General features: G+C 71.1%; 13 protein-coding genes. 4 read left to right on the top strand and 9 right to left on the bottom strand.

Annotation, left to right across the window (positions count from 1 at the left end):
- The 6 genes from Q0D75_RS12470 to Q0D75_RS12445 all read right to left on the bottom strand — a co-directional run.
- Window positions 1–920, bottom strand: a 920-nt coding sequence (locus Q0D75_RS12470) for a DUF58 domain-containing protein (RefSeq protein ID WP_291053870.1), incomplete at its 3' end; no start/stop codon positions are given.
- Window positions 917–1,915 (bottom strand): MoxR family ATPase, encoded by a 999-nt coding sequence (locus tag Q0D75_RS12465; RefSeq protein ID WP_291053868.1) that lies wholly within the window; start codon window positions 1,913–1,915, stop codon window positions 917–919. The genes Q0D75_RS12470 and Q0D75_RS12465, both read right to left, overlap by 4 nt.
- A 14-nt stretch (window positions 1,916–1,929) precedes the next feature.
- Entirely contained in the window at window positions 1,930–8,028 is a 6,099-nt protein-coding gene (locus Q0D75_RS12460) for an Ig-like domain-containing protein (protein WP_291053866.1), read from the bottom strand.
- Complete coding sequence (locus Q0D75_RS12455) at window positions 8,025–9,443, bottom strand: serine/threonine-protein kinase (protein WP_291053864.1); 1,419 nt, start codon at window positions 9,441–9,443, stop codon at window positions 8,025–8,027. The genes Q0D75_RS12460 and Q0D75_RS12455 overlap by 4 nt, the downstream gene beginning before the upstream one ends.
- Before the next feature lie 8 nt (window positions 9,444–9,451).
- Window positions 9,452–10,273, bottom strand: coding sequence for a protein phosphatase 2C domain-containing protein (locus Q0D75_RS12450; RefSeq protein WP_291053862.1), 822 nt, complete (start codon window positions 10,271–10,273; stop codon window positions 9,452–9,454).
- 31 nt (window positions 10,274–10,304) lie between these two features.
- Window positions 10,305–11,384: an FHA domain-containing protein gene (locus Q0D75_RS12445; protein ID WP_291053860.1), complete on the bottom strand. Its 1,080-nt coding sequence runs from the start codon at window positions 11,382–11,384 to the stop codon at window positions 10,305–10,307.
- 147 nt (window positions 11,385–11,531) lie between these two features.
- Here Q0D75_RS12445 and Q0D75_RS12440 point away from each other — a divergent pair, with 147 nt between their 5' ends.
- From Q0D75_RS12440 to Q0D75_RS12430, 3 genes are read left to right on the top strand one after another with little or no spacing between them, the layout of a single operon-like run.
- Window positions 11,532–11,999, top strand: coding sequence for an Lrp/AsnC family transcriptional regulator (locus Q0D75_RS12440; RefSeq protein WP_291053858.1), 468 nt, complete (start codon window positions 11,532–11,534; stop codon window positions 11,997–11,999).
- On the top strand, window positions 11,996–13,432 hold the full coding sequence (locus tag Q0D75_RS12435) for an aspartate aminotransferase family protein (protein WP_291053856.1): 1,437 nt from the start codon (window positions 11,996–11,998) through the stop codon (window positions 13,430–13,432). The genes Q0D75_RS12440 and Q0D75_RS12435 overlap by 4 nt, the downstream gene beginning before the upstream one ends.
- A 17-nt stretch (window positions 13,433–13,449) precedes the next feature.
- The gene (locus Q0D75_RS12430) at window positions 13,450–14,856 is read left to right on the top strand and encodes an FAD-binding oxidoreductase (protein ID WP_291053854.1); all 1,407 of its coding nucleotides are present in this window, start codon (window positions 13,450–13,452) and stop codon (window positions 14,854–14,856) included.
- A gap of 83 nt (window positions 14,857–14,939) precedes the next feature.
- Here the strand turns inward: Q0D75_RS12430 and Q0D75_RS12425 are convergent, their stop codons facing one another.
- The gene (locus tag Q0D75_RS12425; protein ID WP_291053852.1) at window positions 14,940–16,034 is read right to left on the bottom strand and encodes a DUF4192 family protein; all 1,095 of its coding nucleotides are present in this window, start codon (window positions 16,032–16,034) and stop codon (window positions 14,940–14,942) included.
- A 191-nt stretch (window positions 16,035–16,225) separates the two neighbouring features.
- Window positions 16,226–16,780, bottom strand: coding sequence for a YceI family protein (locus tag Q0D75_RS12420; protein ID WP_291053851.1), 555 nt, complete (start codon window positions 16,778–16,780; stop codon window positions 16,226–16,228).
- A gap of 190 nt (window positions 16,781–16,970) precedes the next feature.
- Between Q0D75_RS12420 and Q0D75_RS12415 the strand changes: the two genes are divergently transcribed.
- On the top strand, window positions 16,971–18,173 hold the full coding sequence (locus Q0D75_RS12415) for a hypothetical protein (RefSeq protein WP_291053849.1): 1,203 nt from the start codon (window positions 16,971–16,973) through the stop codon (window positions 18,171–18,173).
- A gap of 22 nt (window positions 18,174–18,195) precedes the next feature.
- On the opposite strand, the gene Q0D75_RS12410 is transcribed toward Q0D75_RS12415, so the two are convergent.
- Window positions 18,196–19,161 carry a DNA-3-methyladenine glycosylase 2 family protein gene (locus tag Q0D75_RS12410; protein ID WP_291053847.1) on the bottom strand — a complete coding sequence of 322 codons (966 nt, stop codon included), beginning with the start codon at window positions 19,159–19,161 and terminating at the stop codon, window positions 18,196–18,198.
- Between the last annotated feature and the right edge of the window lie 47 nt (window positions 19,162–19,208).

Here is a 19,208-nt window from a genome sequence, read left to right as displayed (position 1 = left end):
GCGCGACCGGCTCGAGCCGCCCGGGGCGCCGGGCCGCCCGCCGGGCCGCGCGCGGAGGTCGCGCCACGGGCCGATCGCGAGTCGTGCGATCCCGCGTACACCGACGCCGACATGCCGGAGCGGATCGCGCTGACACCGATCGACGCCACCACGCTGACGGCCAGCTCGAACTCCTCGTCGGAGGCGTAGTCGGCGGCGGCCAGCGACTGCATCACGATCAGATGGCTGCGCCGGGTCTGCTCGAACTGGCGCACCAGGAAGTCGCCGGTCTTGGCGGTGCTCTTCCAGTGGATGTGGCGCCGGTCGTCGCCCGGCAGGTACCCGCGCAGGGCGTGGAACGACATGTCGCTGTCGGTGAGGTCGGCGGTGGGAATGCCCTCGAGGTCGCGCAGCAGGCCCGTGTTGCGCAGTTCCAAGGCCACCGAATGCGGATGCACGAAGAGCTCCGCGGCACCCGAGCGCACCGACTCGCGGCGGGCGAGACCGATCGGATCGCGCCGCAGCACGGTGACGGGGCCGAGCCGGATGACACCGCGGCGCTCGGTGGGCACGGCGATCACGACCTGCCGGGTCTCGCCGGGCGCGAGCGGCGGCAGCACGACGTGCTCGACCCGCTCCCCCACCGCGAGCTCGGCCGCCCGGGCCGGGAGCCGCCGGGCGGTGTCGTTGTGCACCTTCACCGCGACGGTGGCCGACCCGCCGGCCACCACGAAGCCCTCGAGCACCTCGATCCCGATCCGGCCCGAGGCGCGGCCGAAGAGGAACAGCGCCGAGACCATGGCCAGAACCGCGCAGGCGACTCCGATCACCAGCAGCTCGAGCCAGCCGAAGGCGATCCCGAGCCCGATGCCGGCCACCGCGAGACCCGCCACGATCCAGCCGCCGGCCGACACGGCGACGGTTCGCCGTTCCCCCGTCATGCGGCGGAGACGTCCCCGGGCGGCGGGACGTCGAGCAGGATCTGCGAGATCACGCCGAGCGGCGTGACCCCGTCGAACTCGGCCTCGGGGTCGAGCACGAGGCGGTGCGCGAGCACGGGACCGGCGAGCGACTTCACGTCATCCGGAACCACGTAGTGCCGCGCGTCGGAGGCCGCGTAGGTCTTCGCGGCCCGGATCAGCGCCAGCGCAGCGCGCACGCTCGCCCCCAGCCGCGTCTCGGAGGCGTCGCGGGTGGCCTGCACCAGCCGGGACACGTAGTCGTTGATCGTGGCGTCGACGTGCACCGTGCGCGCCTCGGCGGCGAGCAGCGTGATGCCCTCGGCCGTCACCACGGGGGGCAGCGGGTCGCCGTGCGCCTTCTCGGTGGCGCCCTGCAGGATGCGCAGGGTGGTCGCATGATCGGGGTAGCCGATGCTCGTCTTGATCAGGAAGCGGTCGAGCTGCGCTTCGGGCAGCCGATAGGTGCCGGCCTGCTCGATCGGGTTCTGGGTGGCGATCACCATGAACGGCTGGCCGACCGGATGCGGGGTGCCGTCGACCGTGACCCGCCCCTCCTCCATCACCTCGAGCAGGGCCGACTGGGTCTTCGGGCTGGCCCGGTTGATCTCGTCGGCGAGCACCACGTTGGCGAACACCGGCCCGGGATGGAAGCCGAAGACGCCCGTGCGCTGGTCGTACACGCTGACGCCCGTGATGTCGCCGGGCAGCAGGTCGGGGGTGAACTGGATGCGGCTGCTGGTGCCCCGCACGCTGTCGGCGAGCGCTCGGGCGAGCGAGGTCTTGCCGGTGCCCGGAGCATCCTCGAGCAGCAGGTGGCCTTCGCTGAGCATGGCGGTGAGCGCCAGCCGGATCACGTGCGACTTGCCGTGCAGGGTGCGCTCGACGTTGGCCGTGAGCCGGTCGAAGACATCGGCGAACCGCGCCGCCTGCTCGGCCGTCATGGTGCTGCTCGTCGTGCTACCCGTGTCCGTCATGGATCACCTCTCCGCTAGCCAAAGTACACATAGTCGTAAGCGCCGATCGCGACCAGCAGCCAGGCGTCGCCCGCGGCCACCGGCGTGGTCGGGGTGCACGAGGTGGCCGTGACGCTGCGGCCCGCCTCGTCGCGCGCAGGAGCGCCCGCGGCCTTCGACCCGCAGTAGTACGTGGGCACCAGGGCGCCGTTCGGCGGGTCGTCCGTCCAGCCCCAGCTCGTGCCGTCGTACCGCGGCGCCGTGCCGAACGCGAAGGTCAGCGAGGGCTCGGGTGCCTGCATGGTCGACGAGTACGGGCCGCAGACCTCGGTGCCACCCCAGACGTTGCAGGCCTGCATCTGGAACCGGAACGGCTCGCCGAAGAGGCCCTGCGTCACCGCCCGCGGCAAGCCGGGCACGCTCATCGCCGTGGGCGATCCGGCGGGCGCTCCCGTCTGATCGACCGCCTGCACGTAGTACCGAGGGTTCGAGACGGTTCCGGATGTCGGCACCAACGTCACCTGCACCTCCACCGTCGGGTCCTGCCGCACCATCTGCAGGCCGGCCTGCAGGGCACCGGCGTCGATGACGCCCGGGCTCGGGTAGGCGACGGCCGAGACCACGCCCGAGGCCGCGCAACCGGCCGCGTTGTAGGCCCACACCACGAAGGGGTAGGCGGTGTCGACACCCGTCAGGCCCGTGAAGGTGGCAGCGCGCGCCTCGGCTCCGAGCACCTGCTGGGCGAGCACCTCTCCGCCCGTCTGGGGCAGCGTGACGGCACCCGGTGCGGGCGTGGAGACGGTGCAGGACTGGGCGCCGCCGGGAGCCGCACCGGCACCGGGTGTCAGCTGCTGCACGATGTAGCCGGCCACCGCGTTGCCGTTGCCCCCGAATTCCGGCCAGCGCACCGTCACCGTGCCGGGGCCGGCGTCGAGGTTCGCCACCGCCGTGATCGTCTGGGCGAGGGGCGCCCCGTAAGGAGTGCCGCTCGCCGTCGCGGAGGGCCACACGGCCAGAGCCGGGTAGGCGCCGTTCCGGGCCGTGACCGTGATCTCGGCCGAGGAGCCGTTGGCGAGCCCGCCGACGGTCGTGCTGCAGCCGGAGCCGCCGCATCCGGGGCCGGCCGCGTCGAGCGTGGCGACGAGCCGGCCGTTCGCGGCGACGTCGTACTGGCTCACCTCGGATCCCCCGGCGCCGACCGAGGAGGCCCCCCAGGTCACGGCGAGGGCTCCGTCCAGCGGAGCGACGGTGAGCGCGGCCGGGGCGGAGGGCAGCAGGTCGGACCACACCGGCACGGAGTAGCCCACCGGATCGGAGAGCCCGAGGGCGTTGCGGGCGGTCACCGAGAGGTTCACCGCGTTGCCGGGACCGTTGCCCGGTGTGGCGACGACACAGCGGGTGCTCGCGCAGCGGGTCACGCCGCCGGCTCCGCCCGGCGTGCGGGCGGTCACCTCGAAACCGGTGATCGGTGCGTTGTTCGCCACGCCGGGCGAGAAGGAGACCGTGACGGTGCGGTCGCCGAAGGCCGTGACGGCGACGCCGGTGACCTGTCCCGGCCGGTCTTGCACGGCGATCCGCACGGTTCCCCAGGCCGCCCGTTCGGGATCGCCGGTGCCGTCGAGAACCTGGTACTGCACCGTGAGATCGGCGGGAGCGGCATCCTGGGCGACGGTCACCTGCAGCACCCGTCTGTCGGCGCTCGGCGCGATCGCCACACCGGCCGGCAACGACGCCGAGTCGATTCCGCGCACGGACACCACGGTGAGCGGGATCTGCGGGAACGGGTTCGTGGCGTCGTCGTTGGCCAGCACGTCAATCGGGGTGGTGGCGCCTCGCGGGGCCACCACGGTGTCGGTCGCCGGAATCGCCAGGGGCTTCGTCGAGGGCACCACCGTCATCTCGATCCGGCCCGCTTGGCCGGCCACGGCGCCGGCGGCGACGCCGATGGAATAGGCGCCCTGGCTCCCCTTCTTGGTGCCCGGGTCGACCGTGATGGTGAGCGTGGAGCCCAGCAGCACCGCCGAGAAGCCGGCCGGGCGGGGTTCCAGCACCTGATAGGTCAGCGCGCCCGATCCGCCGGAGGCCGAGGTGGTGAGCTTGGAGAGGTCGATCGCCTTCTGCTGGCCCGGCTCGAACTCGATCACGGCGCCGCTGAACACCGGAGGCTGGTCGGCGCGCGGGGTGACGGTGATCGGCAGCACCAGGGTCGCCGTGCGGGCGGTGGGCCCGTCGCCGTCGGCCACCTGGAACGAGACGGACGCCGGGCCGAAGTACTTGTCGGCACTCGTGAACACGAGGGTGCCCGATCCGTCGACCAGGCTCGCGCCGTCGGCGTGGGTGGCCCGCACCGAGTTGGTGTCGGCGACGCGCACCTGCCGCCCGTCGACCGCCACCACGTAGTCATTCACGGCGATCCGCAGGGTCGCGCCCGATTCGACCGTGAGCTTCGGCGCGCCCGTGCGCAGCTGCGGCAGCGCGTCGTTCTGCCCGGGCACCCAGAGGAAGCCGGATGAGCGGATGTTGGGATCGTCCGGATGCGCGACGGTGAACGGGATGACCTGCTGCCGATCCTGCACCTGCACCCGGATGCGCCCGTCGACCACCTTGGCGACCTGGGAGTAGGCGGGCAGCACCGAGAGCCAGAGCTGGCTCGCCGGACCCTCGGCGAAGAAGACGTCGGCGAGCACGTCGACGTCGACGCTCTGCTTGTCGAGGATGTCGGTGAGGGAGAGCACCGTGTCGGAGACCTGGGGCCGGGACAGCGGTGCATCCTGGCTCACCTCGAGGGTGGCGAAGGCCGAACTCGTGCCGCCGCGTTCGTTCGCGATCGTGTAGATGAAGCCGTAGCGGCCGGTTTCCGCGGGAGCGACGAAGCGGAGCGTGTCGTCGACGACGGTGGCGGTTGCTCCGTTGCCGCCCCCGTTCTCCGCGGCGGCGGCAGCGGCATCCGCATCCGGAGCGTCGGCATCCGGGCCCTCGCCGCTCGGGAGATCGGCCGACCCGCCGCCCACGGGCTCGACGGCGGTCACCCGCAGGGGGCTGCCGTCTGGATCGGAATCGTTCTGCAGCACGCGCACCGAGACGGTCTTGCCGGGCCGCACGAGAACGTCGTCGGCGGTCGCGACCGGGTTGCGAGCACCCTCCAGGCGCGGGCTGATGCCCACCCGGATGGCGCCCGTGACGCGCGAGCCGAGCCTGTCCATCACGGTGTAGCGGAAGGTGTCGGTGCCGCTGGAGTACTCCCCCGCCTCGAAGTCGATCCAGTCGGCTCCGGTGCTGCCGACCGTGCCCTTGTCGGGCACCGAGTCGATGCCGAGGAACTGCACCGAATCGCCGTCGGGGTCGATCCCGGTGAGCGGAATCGGGATGCGCACGGTCTCGCCGGCGATCACCCGCGCCGTCACCAGCGGGGGTACCGGAGCGGCGTTCGCGGCGGGGTCGGCCTCGCGCACGCTGATGGTGACGGCGGCGGTGGCCCACTGCCCGTCGGGCGCATCGACCCGGTAGACGGCTGTGAAGTCGCCCGGTGTGTTCGGCGCGAGGTAGCGCAGGCGCGATCCGGAGGCGAAGAGCAGACCGGAACCGTCGCCGAGGCCCTGCACGAGATCGGGATTCAGGGTGAGCGCGTCGCCGTCGGGGTGCACGTCGTTGGCGAGCACGGGGATGTCGACGACGTCGCCCACCCGCACCGAGGCGCTGTCGGCCACGGCGATGGGCGGCTGGTGCACCAGCGGATCCGGGATCGCGATCACGGTCACCGAACCGCGCGCCTCGGCGAGGCCGTTCGTGACGGTGTAGCCGAACGTGATCGTGCCGGTGTCCAGCGGCCGGCTCAGGGTGACCCGGATCATCCGCTGGTCGATCACCTCCACGCGCGCCCCCTGGGCCTCGGCCTGCTGGTCGGCCTGGCTCACGATCAGTACGCCGCCGGCCTGGTCGAAGTCGCCCGCCAGCACGTCGACCAGCACGCTCGTGTTCTGGCGCGCGAAGGCCGAGTGCGGAACCGTGACCGGCCGCGTGTTCGCATCCGGCGGCGAGGTCGCGATCACCCGGATGGTGCCGGCCGCGGTGCGCGCGCCGTCGGACACCGCGTAGTCGAGGATGCCGTCGCCGGCCGAGGCGGCCGTGATGCGCACCGTGCCGCCGGAGTAGTCGGGCGAGAGGGTGTAGCCGTCTTTCGCCGGCACATTGGTGAGGCGCAGCGCCGCGGTGGAGTCGGCGGAGGCCCCGCGCACGTGCTCGAGCGGATCGGCCTCGACCTCCTGCCCCGCCGAGGCGAGCACCACGAAGCCCTCGGCGACGAGAGGAACCTCGTCGACCGGGTGGGTGCGCACCGTCAGGATGCCCGTGCTGGCGGAGCTGCCGTCGCTGACCGTCACCGACACCTCTTTGGTTCCGGTGGACTGGCCGGAATCCGTGAAGGTGACGACCCCTTCCGGGGTGGAGGTGACGGTATCGGGGGCCTGGACACCGGCGGAGAGCACGAAGAATGCGTCTCCGTCGGGATCGAACCAGTCGGATCGGATGTCGAGATCGGTGCGGCCGCCGAGCCCGACGTCGGCCGTGGTCGAACTGCTCTGGACCGGAGCGGAGTTCTCGGACGGATCGCGCACCGTGACCCGCACCGTGGCCTCGGCGCGGCCGCCCCGGCCGTCGGAGATGGTGTAGCCGAAACCGATCTCGCCACGCACGGTCTCGGGCAGAGTGAGCTGCAGCTGCTGATTCTGCTGGATCCTGTCGATCGTCCAGTCGGCGCCCTCCGGCAGCTGCACCGAATCGATCACCACGACGTCGCCGTTGGGGTCGTAGTCGTTCTGCAGCACGGGCAGCACGGTGCTGCGGCCGGGTCGCGCGCCGAGATCGTCGTCGGTGGCGACCGGCGGGCGCTGGGCGGGGTCGACCTGGGCCGGCTGGTCGGTGACCGCCTCCTCGGCGCTCTCGTCGTCGGTGCTGTCGGGCAGCAGCAGATCCCAGTCGTCGATCGGCGCGTTCTCGCGCACGACGTCCCAGGAGCGACCGGAGACCGTGTCGCTCAGCAGGATGCCTCCGGTGCCGTTGGTGCGGAACACCAGGTCGTCGGTGGCGACGGCTCCGGAGAGGGTTCCCACGACCGGATCGCCGTCGCAGCGGCTCCAGGAGCGGCCGTCCGACCAGGCCGCGTACCAGCATCCGTCGGCCCGTGCCGGCGTCGCGGGGAGGCCCCGATGACCGTCGTCGAGTGTCTGGGTCGCACCGCCGCTCAGCGTCACGGCCAGAAGGGAGGCCGAGGTGGCCACCAGAACGTCGGCCGAGGCGTCGGGCGACGGCGATTGCAGCGCGACCGGCGCCCTGCCGTCGGCCGCGCCGGGATCGCCGGCGGAATCGGTGGAGGGATCATCGGATGCGACTCCGGCGAGCGCCTCGACCACGACGCTGCCGTCTTGCGTGAAGAGCGTTCCGGAGTCGGCATCGAGCACCACCCACCGGTCGCCGACGGCGGTGATGGAGACGTCGTCGGAGGCCTCGACGCCGATCGGCCAGGTCGTCGAGCCCTCGGCGCCGATGGCCGGGTCGACGGCGAACACCGAACCGGTGGCCGGCGAGACCGCATAGACGGTGCCGGCGGCCGAGACGACCGTGTCGCCGTGTTCGCCGAGAGTGAGATCGGGTGGCGCGGTGGCGTCGAACCGGGCGAGCGAGGTGCTCGGGAGCATCCACACGTCGCCCGACGTGTGCGAGGTGATGACCGCGAGGGTGCCGGACAGCTGCACGTCGACGTCGCCGGCGGGCAGCGCCACGGTGTCGGTCACCGCGGCCGAAGCGGTGTCGATCAGGCGCGCTTCGGAGCGCCCGAGGTCGCTCACCACGACGGTCTGGCCGAACTGGCTCACGTCCAGCGCGCCGGACTCCATCCGCAGCGCCGTGTTCAGCTCGGCGAGCGGTGGATTGGCCCGGCCGACCGCCTGGTGCAGGTCGCTGCTCACCCACACCGTCGCGTCGTCGAGTTCGACCTTCTGCGCGGTGTACCCGGTCGAGACGACCGCCGTCACCACCACCAGCGCGGCGACGGCCGTGCCGGCGGTCGCCGTGAGAGCGCCGGCACGATGGGACCGGATGCGGTTCCGCGCCCGGGCGAGGAGAGAACCGGCCGTCATTCGGCGGCCGCGCACTTCTCGGAGCTGGCCTCCCCCGACTTGCCCGAGCGCACGACGGCGACGGTGATGCACACCGTGGCGTCGTCGGTGGGATAGGCCGCGAACTCACGACCGCGCTGCACCGAGCTCTCGCCGCCGGCCGTGCTGACGCGATAGCTGTCGCCGTCGCGCAGGCCCGGGTCGTCCCAGCTGAACAGGATGCGACCGGCGCTGGAGGAGGCGGCGATGTCACCGACCCGCGGGATGCCCACTCCGGCTGTCTGCTGCGAGAGCACGACACCGGCGGCCGCGGCGAGCGCGACGACTGCGGCCACGCCGACGAGCCAGCCGCGCCACCGGCGGTTGGCACGGGCGACCCCGGTTCCGGTGTCGCTGCGCTCCAGCGCGGAGCCTGCGGTCATCGGCATCTGCGAGTCGCCCGATCCGGTGGCCCCGGCCCGGAGCGCGGCCGTGGTCGAACGACGGCGCCGGCGCACCGCCGGAGTCGCGCTGCGCAGCACGGTGCGCTCGCCCGGGTCGCGCGCGTAATCGGCCGCCCACTCCGCCATGGCGACCTCGGCCGCCGTGGGGGTGAAGCCCAGCTCCGTCTCCACCGCCTGGAGCTCGCGCAGCACGGCCAGCGCCGACTCCGGCCGCTGCGCCGGATTCTTCGCGAGACCGCGCTGGAGCAGCCGTTCGAGCGAGACCGGCACGTCGTCGCGGCCGATCGGCGGCAGTTTCGTCTTGGCGATGCGGCGGGCCAGATCGCCCGGTGCCGAGGTCTCGCCGGTCACCTCGAACGGCGAGCGGCCGGCCAGCAGGGAGTACAGCGTGGCGCTGAGCGCCCAGACCTCCGACGCGACGGTTCCCTGCGTCGACTCGTCGATCACCTCGGGGGCCGACCACGGGATCGACAGGCCGACGGCCTCCGCGGTGGCCGCCGATCCGCGGGTCGACGACGCGATCCCGAAATCCGACAGAACCGGCGACCCGTAGGCCGTGAGCAGGATGTTGGAGGGCTTGATGTCGCGATGCAGGATGCCCTGGTCGTGCGCCGTCTGCAGGGCCCCGGCGATCTTCACGCCGATCCGCAGCACTTCGGGCACCGGAAGCGGCTGCCGACGATACCCCTGGCCGAGCGAGGAGGAGCACAGCTCCATCACCAGGTAGGGCCGCCCGTCGGAGGAGACACCGGCCTCGTAGACGGTGAGGATCGACGGATGCGCACTCAGGGTGGCCATCAGGTCGGCCTCGACCTGGAACATCCGTCGCACCTGCTCGTTCACCACCTCGGGCAGCATCACCTTCACGGCGACCTGGCGGCGCGGCATGTTCTGCTCGAACAGGAAGACGTCGGCGAAACCCCCCGAGCCCAGCACGCGCACGGCCGTGAACCCGGCCAGTGCGGGCGGAGCGGAAGGGAGTCGACGTGCCATCGGGTGGGTCAGGCTCCGGAGGAGGCACGCGCCGACGCGCCGGCGCCGACCTCGTCGGACTCGACGTCGACCACCACGACGGTGACGTTGTCCCGCCCGCCGTTGGCGAGGGAGGCCGCCACGAGTTCGGCCACGGCGCGCTCGGCGGTGGGAGTGGTGCTGAGGTAATGGCGGATGCCGAAGTCGGTGAGCTCTTTGGTGAGCCCGTCGGAGCACACCAGGATGCGCTGCCCGGCGACCACGGGAAGGGTGACGTAGTCGGGCACCGGCTTCTCATGGAAGCCGACCGCGCGGGTGATGACGTTGCTGTCGGGGTGGTGCTCGGCCTGTTCCCGGGTGATCAGGCCGGCGTCGATGAGTTCTTGCACCACCGAGTGGTCGACGGTGAGCTGGCGCAGCACCTCGCCCTCGAGCAGGTAGACGCGTGAGTCGCCGATGTTGAAGACGAGCCAGCCGAGGTCGTCGTCGATCTCGGCGAGCGCGACGCCGGTGACGGTGGTGCCCGTGCCCAGCACGGACTCGTCGCCCACCTTGTCGATGTCCAGCAGTGCCGTGGCGAGCGCCGCCTCGATGGCGCTCGCATCCGTCACCGCGTCGGTGATGGCACCCAGTCGCTCCACCACGGCCGCACTCGCGATGTCACCCGCCGAGTGGCCGCCCATGCCGTCGGCCACCACGAAGAGGGGCACGTCGGAGAGCGAGCTGTCTTCGTTGCCGGCGCGCTTGTTGCCTTTGTCGGTGAGCGCGGCCCACGACAGGGTGACGCGCCGCGGCTCCGCACCATCGCGGGTGACGTTCGCGCGCGCACTCGTTCGACCGATCTGGGTCACTGGACCAACTCCTGACAGCTATCCGGGAATCCTAAACGGTGGTCTCGGTGTTTTCTCGGTCTCGCGACGAGATGTGGATAACGTTTCCGTCGCCGATTTCGACGATAGCCGACCCTGTTGCCACCACCGAATCCCCCTGCCGCAGTCGCCGCGGCGCCGAACCGGCCACCGACACCCGGGTGCCGTTCGTGGAACGGAGGTCGGTGATCACCACGGTGCGGCCCACGGGTGCGAGTTCGACGTGGTTCTGCGACACCTCGCCCTCGGGCGATTCGACGGCGATGAGCACGGGCGACTCCGTGGAGTAGCCGAGCCGCGGCTGCGGGCGACGGCCGATCACGACTGGGCCGGCGAGGTCGGTGCGGGGGCCGTCTCCGATGCGAAAGACATAGCGCGGCGCCGGCGGGACCTCCGTGCTCGCCTCCTCTGCAGAGGGTTGGGGTTCGTGTTCGGCGGGAGCCCGGGCTTCGGCCCGGGATTCGGGTGCGGCTCGGGGATCGGGCGCGAGCGGCGGGCGCAGCTGCATCACCGTGTCGTCGTTCTCCGGTGCGGCACCGCCGGGGCCGGGCGAGGGAACGGATGCCACGACCACGCCGTCGGCGAGGCGCTCGGCCGAGTCGACCCAGAGCACGCGGCTGGCCCGGGCGACGCCGTGGTCCAGACGCCGCGCCCCTTCGGGCAGCCGGAGCCTGGATTCGGGCACCGGAGGCGTCTCACCCATGGTGACCCCGGTCACGGCGGCGAACTCGGCGAGCGCCCAGGGCTGCGCCCCGCCCGACCCGAACCGGCGGCTTCCGCCCACCGAGAGCAGGTCGACGGCCGCGGTGCCGCGCACCACCACGGTCGCCGTCCACGAGGTGGCGTCTGCCGACTCCGTTTCTGTGAAGCGGACGACGGCGAAGGAGTCGATCTGCGTCGCACCCCGCAGGGGGATGCTCGACACGACAGCCTCCAGCGAGGGGTCTTCCGCGCCGAGGGCATCCCAGACCTGCTGCACGATCTCGCCCGGTGCGCCGCCGGGCAGCAGCACGAGTCCCGGCCATGCCGCGAGCACCACCCAGTGCTCTGCAGGACCGTTCTCGTCGGCGGGAACGAATCGCAGACTCCCCATGCCGCCAGGCTAGCGGCCTCCGGTGGGCCGCAGCTGTGTTCCGGCACCTCGGGCGCGCCTCCCTCGAAATGACGATTTCATCAGACCGAAACGTGTTTTGCTTCGGATCCGCTTGCTGATAGCTATTTGAACTGACAGGATCGAGACATGAGCCCGAAACCGCGAAACTCGCAGCTCGACGACATCTCGAAAGCGATCATCGAGCAATTGCAAGACGACGGCCGCCGCTCCTATGCCGAGATCGGCAAGGCGGTGGGGCTCAGCGAGGCCGCCGTGCGCCAGCGGGTGCAGAAGCTCACCGACTCCGGCGTGATGCAGATCGTCGCCGTGACCGATCCCTTGCAGCTCGGCTTCTCCCGCCAGGCGATGATCGGCCTCAAGGTGTCGGGAGACACCCGTCTCGTCGCCGATGCGCTGGCCCGGATGCCCGCCGTCGACTACGTGGTGCTGACGGCCGGCACCTTCGACATCCTCGCCGAGGTCGTGTGTGAAGACGACGATGACCTGATCGCTCTACTCAATTCCGAGATCCGGGCCTTGGACGGCGTTCAGTCGACCGAGACCTTCGTCTATCTGAAGCTGCACAAGCAGCTCTACAACTGGGGTACACGATGACCACGACAGAACAGCCCGTCACTGCTTCGTTCCCGTCCGGGAGCGCTGCCCGCGCCTCGCGCTCCGAAGCGGAGCTGCAGCGGATGGCCAAAGACCATCTCTGGATGCACTTCTCCCGTCAGTCGGTGATGGAGTCCGGCGCCGGGGTGCCCATCATCACCAAGGGCGAAGGCCACCACATCTGGGATTCGGCCGGCAAGAAGTACATCGACGGCCTCTCGGGCCTGTTCGTGGTGAACGCCGGCCACGGCCGCCGCCGCCTCGCCGAGGTCGCCGCCAAGCAGGCGGAGGAGCTCGCCTTCTTCCCGATCTGGTCGTACGCCCACCCTTCCGCCATCGAGCTCGCCGACCGCCTGGCCCACCTGGCGCCCGGCGACCTCAATCGTGTGTTCTTCTCCACCGGAGGCGGCGAGGCCGTGGAGACCGCGTTCAAGCTCGCCAAGTACTACTGGAAGCTGCAGGGCCGGCCCACCAAGCACAAGGTGATCTCGCGCTCGATCGCCTACCACGGCACGCCGCAGGGCGCCCTGGCCATCACGGGCATCCCCGCGATGAAGGAGATGTTCGAGCCGGTGACCCCGGGCGGCTTCCGCGTGCCGAACACGAACTACTACCGTGCCAAGGAGATGGGCTTCGAGGGCACCGAAGCGGCCTTCGGCCTGTGGGCCGCCAACCGCATCGAGGAGATGATCCTGTTCGAGGGCCCCGAGACGGTGGCCGCGGTGTTCTTGGAGCCCGTGCAGAACTCCGGCGGCTGCTTCCCTCCTCCCCCCGGCTATTTTCAGCGGGTGCGCGAGATCTGCGACCAGTACGACGTGCTGCTGGTCAGCGACGAGGTGATCTGCGCCTTCGGCCGGATCGGCAACTACTTCGCCTGCGACACCTACGGTTTCGAACCCGACATGATCACCTGCGCGAAGGCGATGACCAGCGGCTACTCGCCGATCGGCGCCACCATCGTGAACGAGAAGGTGTACGAGCCGTTCAAGCACGGGCAGACCGCTTTCTACCACGGCTACACCTTCGCCGGTCACCCGGTGTCGGCCGCCGTGGCACTGGAGAACCTGGACATCTTCGAGGAGGAGGGGCTGAACGAGCACGTGCAGCAGAACTCCCCGATCTTCCGTCAGACCCTCGAGAAGCTGAATGACCTGCCGATCGTGGGCGATGTGCGTGGCGACGGCTACTTCTTCGGCATCGAGCTGGTAAAGGACAAGACCACCAAGGAGACGTTCGACGATGACGAGTCGGAGCGCCTGCTGCGCGGCTTCCTCTCGAAGGCGCTCTACGACGCCGGCCTCTACTGCCGTGCCGACGACCGGGGCGACCCCGTCATCCAGCTCGCTCCCCCGCTGACGATCGGCCCGGCAGAGTTCGACGAGATCGAGCAGATCCTCCGCGGCGTGCTCAGCGAAGCCTGGACCAGGCTCTGACACGGGCCACGGATCGGATGACCGGCTACCGCGACGTCTCGTTCTGGTTCGACTCGCTCGCCGCCTCCGGGACGGACGCGCTCGAACCCCGTGCCGCCCTGCGCGGTGACATCTCGACCGGCGTCTGCATCATCGGCGGAGGCCTGACCGGCCTGTGGACGGCCTACTACCTCAAGCAGGCCGATCCGGGCCTCGCCATCACCGTGGTCGAGAAGGAGACGGTGGGCTTCGGCGCGTCGGGGCGCAACGGCGGCTGGTGTTCGGCACTGTTCCCGAAGTCGACCGAGGCCCTGCGGCGACTGTACGGCGACGATGCGGCCCGCGCGATGCGGCTCGCGATGATCGACACGGTCGACGAGGTGGGCCGGGTGGCCGCCACCGAGGGCATCGACTGCGACTTCGTGAAGGGCGGCACCCTGGTGTTCGCCCGCGACACCGTTCAGCGTGCCTCGGCCGCCGCCGAGGTCGACGCCGCCCGCACCTTCGGGGTGGATCCGCTGGAGCTCGTGACGCCCGGCGCCCACGACGACGACCGCTCGCGGGCGATCGCGTCGACCTCCTCGCTCGCCGCCAGCTTCGACCCGTCGTGCGCCCGCCTGCATCCCGCGAAGCTGGTGCGCGGGCTTGCCCGGGTGCTCGAGGGCCTCGGCGTCGTGATCGCCGAGCAGACGGAAGTGGTGGACTGGGCCCCCGGACGCGTGCTGTTCCGCAGCGCCGGCGGGGAGGGGCTGATCTCCTGCGACGATCTGGTGATCGCCACCGAGGGCTACGGATCGCAGCTGCCGGGAGTGGGCCGCCGGATCATGCCGCTGTATTCGCTGATGATCGCGACCGAACCGCTTCCGGACGAGACCTGGGACGAGCTGGGCATCGAGCACGGCACGACCTTCTCCGACTACCGTCACCTGCTGATCTACGGCCAGCGCACGGCCGACAACCGCTTCGCCTTCGGTGGCCGCGGCGCCCGCTACCACTGGGGCAGCGCCGTGAAGCCGGAGTACGACCGGGTCGACCGGGTTTTCGACCATCTGGAGAACACCCTCGGCGACCTCTTCCCGGCGGCGAGGCACGCCGAGGTCACCCACCGGTGGGGAGGGCCACTCGGTGTTCCCCGCGACTGGCACGCCTCGGTGAGCTTCAACCCGCGCACCCGGCTCGGCTTCGCCGGCGGCTACGTGGGCGATGGACTGAGCACCACCAACTTGGCGGGCCGCACACTGGCCGACCTGATCACCGGTCGCTCGACCGAGAACACCGCGCTGCCCTGGGTGAATCACCTCTCGCCCAAATGGGAACGCGAGCCGCTGCGTTTCCTCGGAGCGAACCTCGGCCTCGTCGGCACCACCGCGGCGGATCTCGAGGAGTCGGTCACCGGCCGTCGTTCGCTCGCCGCCCGGCTGCTGAGCCCGCTCACCGGTCACTGACCGGCATCCGGAAGCTCCCGCCCGGTCCGCGGACCGGGCGAGCCCGAACCACTCGTCGACGAGGTCGCGCGCCATCAGGAGAGTCATCGGCCGAGCCACTCGGGAACGTGCCCGGATGCCAGCAGCGGCCGGAACAGGCGGGCGAGCTCGTAGTCGGGATCGATCCGAAGGCAGGCCTGCAGATAGGCGGCTGAGACGCTGCCGCGGCCCCGGCACCATTCGAGCCAGGCCAGGATGGCCAGCGGAGGCGCCGTGAGGGTTTCCGGCGCACAGGCGACCACGCGCCGGAGCACCTCAACGGCTCGCCGCAGTCGTGCCGCCTCGGGAGGCTCCCGGCCGTCGCCGAGAAAGCTCGCGTACCCCGGCGTGGGCGCCGCTCCGCCCGGGTCATCGCGGTCTGCCGGCGGCGGTGAGTCGTGCAGAGCGAGGATCGCCGCCTCGAACCCCCACGCGCACTGCAGCAGCACTCCGTCGCGGATGCGCTTGTGACGCAGCACCCAGGCCAGCCTGATCGCACGAGGATCGGCGGGCAGCCCGCCATGGTCGCTCAGGGCCCCTCGCCAGTCGAGCAGCGCCTCCGCGACATCCGGCCCGCCCGGTGTCTCGTCGGCGCCCGCGAACGAGGCCTCGAGGGTGGCCAGCGCACGCAGCCGCCGTTCCGGATCGATCGGGTCGATGGCCAGGAACGGGCCCCGATGCGGCCCCGCACGCCCGGGCGTCACCGCCGGCTGCCGGCGCGGCGCCGGCACATCCCGCCAGTCCGGCCTGTCGGCGGCGGCACCGAGCACCGATGCCCATCGGTCCCCGGCCACGCAGACCGCGGCCTCGACCGGGAAGCCCGCGGCTTCGAGGCACCCGCTCACCACCTCGACGAGCCGGCGCTCCGGTTCGGCCCATTCCCCGTAGACGACCACGGTCACCGCGGCCGCCTGCTGCACTCGGGCCAGCAGGCCCGTGAGCACATGGGCGAATCGGAGATGCTCGAGCCGCCACGTCGCGTCGGTGCGGAGCCCCGGCGGCTGTGGCAGATCGAGCCGCAGCACTGCGATGGGCTTGCGCCGCCGGCGCACCCGCAGCACGAGGCTCTGGCGGGGACGGAGGCCCAGCACCGTGTCGATGTCGTGCAGGAGAGCGAGGGAGGAGGATCCGGCGCGTGGCCGGGTGTCGATCGTGGTCATGCGGCCAGTGTCGTCGTCCGCCCGGACGCAGGGACGCGGCAGAAGGCATCTGTGGAGAGATCAAGGACGGGGACCGCCTGTGGAGAAGGTCTCGCGGAGGCTCCGCACAGCCCCGGACAGCAGATCGCCGGCCGGAATCAGAGACTCCGACCGGCGATCCGATCACTGCGCAGCCGGGAACCGGCCGGGGATCAGGCCTGGAGGGCGGCCTGCACGTCGAGCGTGATGGTGACCTTGTCGCCCACCAGAACGCCGCCGGTCTCCAGCGCCGCGTTCCAGTTCACGCCGAACTCGTTGCGGTCGATCTCGGTCTTCGCCTCGAAGCCGGCCTTGTAGTTGCCGTAGGCGTCGGCGCCGAAGCCGCCGAACTCGAAGTCGAAGGTGACGGGCTTGGTGACACCCTTGATGGTGAGGTCGCCGTCGACCTTGAAGTCGCCGCCCTCGTTGCGCACGCCCGTCGACACGAAGGTGATCTCCGGGAACTCGGGGGCGTTGAAGAAGTCGTTGGTGGCGAGGTGGCCGTCGCGGTTCTTGTCGTTGGTGTTGACCGAGGCGACCTGAGCGGTGGCCGTGACGGTCGTGTCGAGCGGGTCCTCACCGGTGACGAAGGTGGCGTCGAAGGTGTCGAAGGTGCCCTTGACCTTGCTGATGAGCATGTGGCGAACGCTGAAGCCGACCTCGGAGTGCGAGGGGTCGACGGTCCAGGTGCCGGCCTTGTAACCGGGGATCTCGATGGTGTCAGTCATGCTGTCTCATTTCGTGTCGTGGTGAGGCGAGAAGGGCGCGACGAGCGCGCATGATCAATACAAATGCATAGATCTGGGTATTTATTCCGAAGTGCGGATGAATTTTCCGCACCGTGCCGAGAAGCGGGGTAATCGGGACGCGCGCATTCGCACTCCACAACTTTCACTTTCGTCACATACCCTAGAGGCCATGTGGAAGCCGCCCACCCGTGCCTGGGCCGCCGGTCTCGCGATCGCCGCGCTCGTGGCCACACCCGCGCTGCCCGCCTCGGCAGCACCTGTGTCGAGCCCCGCGAGCCTCGCGACCGCGTCCGTGCCGGCCGCTTCCCCGGCGACGCTGGTGCGCGACGACTACCCCAGCTGGGACGAGGTGAACGCCGCCAAGCAGAACGAGGCCGAGGCCGCGAAGCAGGTCGACAGGATCAACTCCACACTCGACGGTCTCGAAGCCGAATCCGCGCTCAAGGCAAACGAGGCGCTGCAGCGCGGAGAAGAGTACCTCCAGGCCCAGCGCGACCTCGACGCCGCGACCACGGCCGCCGCGCTGCTCGCGGTGCAGGCGGCCGACGCCACCGCCAAGGCCGAGCAGTCGCAGACACAGGTCGGGCAGCTGGCCGCGCAGCTCTACCGTTCCGGTGGCGACTCGACCCTGAACCTGATCCTGAACCAGGGCGACTCCGACTCGCTGCTCTACCAGCTCGGCACGATGACGAAGCTCACCGAGCAGACCGGGCAGATCCGTGATGCGGCGGTCGCCGCTCAGAACACCGCCCAGAACCTCACCGACCAGGCGGCGAAGGCTCAAGCCGAACGCGATCGCCTGGCCACGGAGGCCTCCACTCGGCTCGAGACGGCGAAGGACGCGCAGGCCGCGGCCGATGCCCAGGTGGCCGAGGAGAAGGCCAACAAGGACACCTTGGTGGCCCAGCTCGCGTCACTCAAGAACACCTCCGTCGAGGTCGAGGCCGCCTACCGCGCCGGCGAGGCCGCCAAGGCGGAAGAGCTGGCCCGCCAGCGGGCGGCGCAGGCCGAGACGGACGCCCCGGGCAGCGCCTGGGTTCCCGGCAGCGGCGAGATCATGTCGCCCGCCGAAGCCCAGAACTACGCTTCGAGCATCATGGGGTCGTACGGCTGGGGCGGCGACCAGTTCTCGTGCCTGATCCAGCTCTGGAACGGCGAATCCGGATGGCGCGCCAACGCCTACAACGACTCCAGCGGCGCCTACGGCATCCCCCAGTCGCTTCCCGCCTCGAAGATGGCCTCGGTGGGCGACGACTACGTGACCAACGCCGCCACCCAGATCATCTGGGGCATGAACTACATCGCCGGCCGCTACGACACGCCCTGCGGCGCCTGGTCGGCCTGGCTGGCGCGCAGCCCGCACTGGTACTGAGCCGACGCGACGGCCGCGGGCCTCAGTGGCCGCGGTGATCCTGGATCGTCATCTTCGGTCCGTGCCGCTCGGCGCGGAAGCCGCTGGCCAGCACGAGGCGCACCACCCGCTGCCGCTGCCCGGCCCAGGGTTCGAGCAGTTCGGCCAGCCCGTCGTCGTCGAGCTTCTGGCCGGTGAGGGCCAGCCCCACCGTGGAGGCGAGGTGGTAGTCGCCGAAGCTGACGGCATCCGGATCGCCGTGCGAGCGCTGGGCGGTCTCGGCCGCCGTCCACACCCCCACCCCGTTCACGGTGCGCAGCAGGCACCAGAGTTCCTCGCCCGGATCGCGCGTCGCCGTGCGTTCGAGCCCCCGCGCCACCTCTGCCGCCTGCAGCACCGTGCGGGAGCGGCGCGGATCGACGCCCGCGCGATGCCACTCCCACGACGGGATGCGCCGCCACTGCGCTGCGGTCGGCGCCACGCGGAGCGCTGAGGGCACCGGACCCGGCGGCCGGTCGCCGTAGCGGGTGACGAGGATGCGCCAGGCCCGGAACGCCTCGACCGAGGTGATCTTCTGCTCGATCACGGCCGGCGCCAGGGCATCGAGAACCCGGCCGGTGCGGCAGAGGCGGAGGCCGGGGTTACGCCGGGCGGAGTCGGCGAGCAGCGCCGAACGGGAGGTGTCGAGATCGCTCCAGTCGTCACCGGAACCGAGCAGGGACGGAACGGTGTCGAGGGCGGCGGCCGCTCCCCTCCCCCAGGCGCGCACCCGCACGGCACCGCGGATGCCCGTGAGATGCAGTGACGCCACGGCCTCGCCGCCCGCCGTCTCGATGCGGACGGCCATCCAGATGCCCCCGTCGTCGGAGCGCAGGCAGGGGTCGCCGACCCCACGCCGCAGCGGGCCGAGGGTGGCCCGCAGATCGACCGGCTGACGCGGCTCGTAGAGCATCTCGAGCGGCTCTCCACCGGAATCCGCGGGCGCGGCGGATGGGATCAGAACGGTCATCGTGCGCTGAACACTACGCGAGGGCGCCGACATCGGCGGGCAGGCGC

It is taken from the genome of Herbiconiux sp. (genome assembly GCF_023264855.1).
Lineage (GTDB): Bacteria > Actinomycetota > Actinomycetes > Actinomycetales > Microbacteriaceae > Herbiconiux.
Note: the sequence above shows the minus strand (reverse complement) of the source record. Positions and strands in the feature narration are given on the sequence as shown.

Bases quoted from the DNA above. Each gene is read 5' to 3' on its own strand.
- Q0D75_RS12465 (WP_291053868.1), bottom strand. From the start codon at position 1,915: ATGACGGACACGGGTAGCACGACGAGCAGCACCATGACGGCCGAGCAG.
- Q0D75_RS12460 (WP_291053866.1), bottom strand. From the start codon at position 8,028: ATGACGGCCGGTTCTCTCCTCGCCCGGGCGCGGAACCGCATCCGGTCC.
- Q0D75_RS12455 (WP_291053864.1), bottom strand. From the start codon at position 9,443: ATGGCACGTCGACTCCCTTCCGCTCCGCCCGCACTGGCCGGGTTCACG.
- Q0D75_RS12445 (WP_291053860.1), bottom strand. From the start codon at position 11,384: ATGGGGAGTCTGCGATTCGTTCCCGCCGACGAGAACGGTCCTGCAGAG.
- Q0D75_RS12440 (WP_291053858.1), top strand. From the start codon at position 11,532: ATGAGCCCGAAACCGCGAAACTCGCAGCTCGACGACATCTCGAAAGCG.
- Q0D75_RS12435 (WP_291053856.1), top strand. From the start codon at position 11,996: ATGACCACGACAGAACAGCCCGTCACTGCTTCGTTCCCGTCCGGGAGC.
- Q0D75_RS12430 (WP_291053854.1), top strand. From the start codon at position 13,450: ATGACCGGCTACCGCGACGTCTCGTTCTGGTTCGACTCGCTCGCCGCC.
- Q0D75_RS12425 (WP_291053852.1), bottom strand. From the start codon at position 16,034: ATGACCACGATCGACACCCGGCCACGCGCCGGATCCTCCTCCCTCGCT.
- Q0D75_RS12420 (WP_291053851.1), bottom strand. From the start codon at position 16,780: ATGACTGACACCATCGAGATCCCCGGTTACAAGGCCGGCACCTGGACC.
- Q0D75_RS12415 (WP_291053849.1), top strand. From the start codon at position 16,971: ATGTGGAAGCCGCCCACCCGTGCCTGGGCCGCCGGTCTCGCGATCGCC.
- Q0D75_RS12410 (WP_291053847.1), bottom strand. From the start codon at position 19,161: ATGACCGTTCTGATCCCATCCGCCGCGCCCGCGGATTCCGGTGGAGAG.